The following is a 4,036-nucleotide window of genomic DNA, read 5'->3' as shown; positions in this document are numbered from 1 at the left end:
GTAGCCGTAACCGTAGCCTTGGCCGTAACGCGGCGGCGGTGGCGGCGCGACCTCCGAGGGCGCATAGGGCCCGTCGAAATCCGACACCGCGATCATGGCCCCTCCCGCAATACCGCTCGCCGGAACCTGCGCCTGGGCAGTGGTTGCAGCCAGCGCCAGCGTGGCAGCAGCCACACATCCTGTGAAAAACTTCATGGTCGACACGCTCCTGTCAGGCCCTGGATGACTTGCGCTCTTTCGCTTCTTGTGGCGTGGCGAGCCTTCCGAAGGGTTGATCCGAAGCTTCATTTGGGATTTCGGCGCCCGCAGGGCCGGATCGGGGCGCGTTTGCTTCAAAACAGGGGCCGCGCAACTTTTGGAAAGCGATTGATTGACATATCGGGAATCGGGACTTCCGCGCGCTTGTGTGCTAGACAAAAATTTGGCAAGGTGATGGTTAGGACAGGAAGACTGTCTCAATTTTGCCTGCGGTTCCGGCACAGGGATTGCAGCGAAAACTGGCACTTTCGAGCGCCGGCAAGGTACCAGGCAAAGCCGTTCTCGGGGACGAAGAACGCCTAGGCCTGAATTTAAGAAAATGCGGCTCGCAGCGGACGAGTGGTGACCCAGAGGCGGGTGCCGCGGAACGCCGAAGGTGCGCCGAAGATAGCGGTGAGGCAGCTTGCCGCATGGAGAGGATTGGAACAATGAACGGGTCGCAATTCGAGCGCGCAAACATCGTGGCAGAAGAGCTGTCGGCGACCGTCGCCTCGAAAACGACCGATCCGATTCAGGAGCACAATTCGCGCCCGCCGGCCGAAGGCCTCTACGATCCGAGCTTGGAGAAGGACTCCTGCGGCGTCGGCTTCATCGCCAACATCAAGGGCCAGAAGTCGCACGAGATCGTCGCGGACGCGCTGAACATCCTTTGCAATCTCGAGCACCGCGGCGCCGTCGGCGCCGACCCGCGCGCCGGCGACGGCGCCGGCATTCTGGTGCAGATCCCGCACGCCTTCTTCAGCCGCAAGGCCGGAGAGCTCGGCTTCGCGCTGCCTCAGCCCGGCGAATACGCCATCGGCGCGCTGTTCATGCCGCGCGACACCGCCTGGCGCAACGTCATCAAGAGCATCATCGCCGACCAGATCAAGGAAGAGGGTCTGACCCTGCTCGGCTGGCGCGACGTGCCGACCGACAATTCCTCGCTCGGCGTGACCGTGAAGCCGACCGAGCCCGCCTGCATGCAGGTATTCATCGGCCGCAACGGCACCGCCAAGACCGAGGACGATTTCGAGCGCCGGCTCTACATCCTGCGCAAGTCGATCTCGCAGGCAATCTACCAGCGTCGCGACCGCGGCCTTGCAGGCTATTACCCCTGCTCGATGTCCTGCCGCACGGTGATCTACAAGGGCATGTTCCTCGCCGACCAGCTCGGCAAGTACTATCCCGACCTGCACGAGAAGGATTTCGAGAGCGCGCTCGCGCTGGTTCACCAGCGCTTCTCGACCAATACCTTCCCCGCCTGGTCGCTGGCGCATCCCTACCGCATGATCGCGCATAACGGCGAGATCAACACGCTGCGCGGCAACACCAACTGGATGGCGGCGCGCCAGGCCTCGGTGAGCTCCGAGTTCTACGGCAAGGACATCAACCGACTCTGGCCGATCTCTTATGAGGGACAGTCGGACACCGCCTGCTTCGACAACGCGCTCGAATTCCTGGTGCAGGGCGGCTACTCGCTGCCGCACGCCGTCATGATGATGATTCCCGAGGCGTGGGCCGGCAATCCCTTGATGGATGAGAAGCGCCGCGCCTTCTACGAATATCATGCCGCGCTGATGGAGCCGTGGGACGGCCCCGCCGCGATCGCCTTCACCGACGGCCGCCAGATCGGCGCCACCCTCGACCGCAACGGCCTGCGGCCGGCGCGCTATCTCGTCACCAAGGACGACCGCATCGTGATGGCGTCCGAGATGGGCGTGCTGACGATCCCCGAGGACCAGATCATCACGAAGTGGCGCCTGCAGCCCGGCAAGATGCTGCTGGTCGACCTCGAGCAGGGCCGGCTGATTCCGGACGACGAGATCAAGGCCGAGCTCGCCAAGAGCCATCCCTACAAGGAGTGGCTGGAGCGAACCCAGATCGTGCTGGAAGAGCTGCCGAAAGTGCCGACCACCGGCGTGCGCTCCAATTTGTCGCTGCTCGATCGCCAGCAGGCGTTCGGCTACAGCCAGGAAGACATCGCCATCCTGATGACGCCGATGGCGGCCACGGGCGAGGAAGCCGCAGGCTCGATGGGCAACGACACGCCGATCTCGGCGCTGTCGGACAAGGCCAAGCCGCTGTTCACCTACTTCAAGCAGAACTTCGCGCAGGTCACCAACCCGCCGATCGACCCGATCCGCGAGGAGCTGGTGATGAGCCTCGTCTCCATCATCGGGCCGCGGCCGAACCTGTTCGACCTGCAGGGCCTTGCCACCACCAAGCGTCTCGAGGTGCGCCAGCCGATCCTGACCGACGCGGACCTTGAAAAGATCCGCTCGATCTCCGATGTCGCCGAGTCGCACTTCAAGTCGCGCACGCTGGACACCACCTTCCACGCCGGCCTCGGCGCGGCCGGCATGGACCAGGTTCTCGACGAGCTCTGCGCGCGCGCGGAAAGCGCGGTGCGGGAGGGTGTCAACATCATCATCCTGTCCGATCGCATGGTCGGCACCGACCGGGTTCCGATCCCCTCGCTGCTGGCCTGCGCCGCCGTGCATCATCATCTGATCCGCACCGGCTTGCGCACCTCGGTCGGCCTCGTCGTCGAATCCGGCGAGCCGCGCGAAGTGCATCACTTCGCCTGTCTCGCAGGCTACGGCGCCGAAGCGATCAATCCCTACCTCGCGTTCGAGACCATCGTCGCGATGAAGGACCGCCTGCCCGGCTCGCTCGACGATTACGAGATCGTCAAGCGCTACATCAAGTCGATCGGCAAGGGGCTTCTGAAGGTGATGTCCAAGATGGGCATCTCGACCTACCAGTCCTATTGCGGCGCGCAGATCTTCGACGCGGTCGGTCTCAAGGCCGACTTCGTCGCAAAGTTCTTCGCGGGAACGCACACCCGCGTCGAGGGCGTCGGCCTTGGCGAGATCGCCGAAGAAGCCGTGCGCCGTCATGCCGACGCGTTCGGCGAGGCTCAGGTCTACAAGACCTCGCTCGATGTCGGCGGCGAATATGCCTATCGCAGCCGCGGCGAGGATCACGCCTGGACCGCGGAGTCGGTGTCGTTGCTGCAGCACGCCGCGCGCGGCAACTCGCAGGAGCGCTATCGCGCCTTCGCAAAGATCCTCAACGAGCAGTCCGAGCGTCTGTTGACGCTGCGCGGCCTGTTCCGGATCAAGAACGCGGACGAAGAGAAGCGCAAGCCCGTACCGCTCGACCAGGTCGAGCCGGCCAAGGACATCGTCAGGCGCTTCGCCACGGGCGCAATGAGCTTCGGCTCGATCTCGCGCGAGGCGCATACCACACTCGCGATCGCCATGAACCGGATCGGCGGCAAGTCGAACACCGGCGAAGGCGGCGAGGAAGCCGACCGCTTCAAGCCGATGCCGAACGGCGATTCCATGCGCTCGGCGATCAAGCAGGTCGCCTCGGGCCGCTTCGGCGTCACCACGGAGTATCTCGTCAACTCCGACATGATGCAGATCAAGATGGCGCAGGGCGCCAAGCCCGGCGAAGGCGGCCAGCTGCCTGGTCACAAGGTCGACGCGACCATCGCAAAAGTCCGGCATTCCACGCCGGGCGTCGGCCTGATCTCGCCGCCGCCGCACCACGACATTTACTCGATCGAGGATCTGGCGCAGCTCATCTACGACCTCAAGAACGTCAACCCGACCGGTGACGTCTCGGTCAAGCTCGTCTCCGAGATCGGCGTCGGCACGGTGGCCGCGGGCGTTGCCAAGGCGCGCGCCGACCACGTCACCATCGCGGGCTTCGAGGGCGGCACCGGCGCATCGCCGCTGACCTCGATCAAGCACGCCGGCAGCCCTTGGGAAATCGGCCTCGCCGAGACCCA

At 64.5% G+C, this 4,036-nt stretch carries 1 protein-coding gene and 1 pseudogene; one reads left to right on the top strand and one right to left on the bottom strand.

The genetic code is table 11. The features are described from left to right. A pseudogene (locus MOV74_RS32905) lies at positions 1-195 on the bottom strand (hypothetical protein); the annotation flags it as partial. 491 nt (positions 196-686) lie between these two features. Between MOV74_RS32905 and gltB the strand changes: the two are divergent. Then, on the top strand, positions 687-4,036 hold a 3,350-nt coding region (gene gltB, locus MOV74_RS32900), incomplete at its 3' end, for a glutamate synthase large subunit (protein WP_246931164.1).

Source organism: Bradyrhizobium sp. SHOUNA76, from assembly GCF_023006445.1.
Taxonomy (GTDB): Bacteria; Pseudomonadota; Alphaproteobacteria; order Rhizobiales; family Xanthobacteraceae; genus Bradyrhizobium.
The sequence above is the reverse complement of the archived record's forward strand: the minus strand, read 5'-3'. Positions and strand labels throughout refer to the sequence as shown.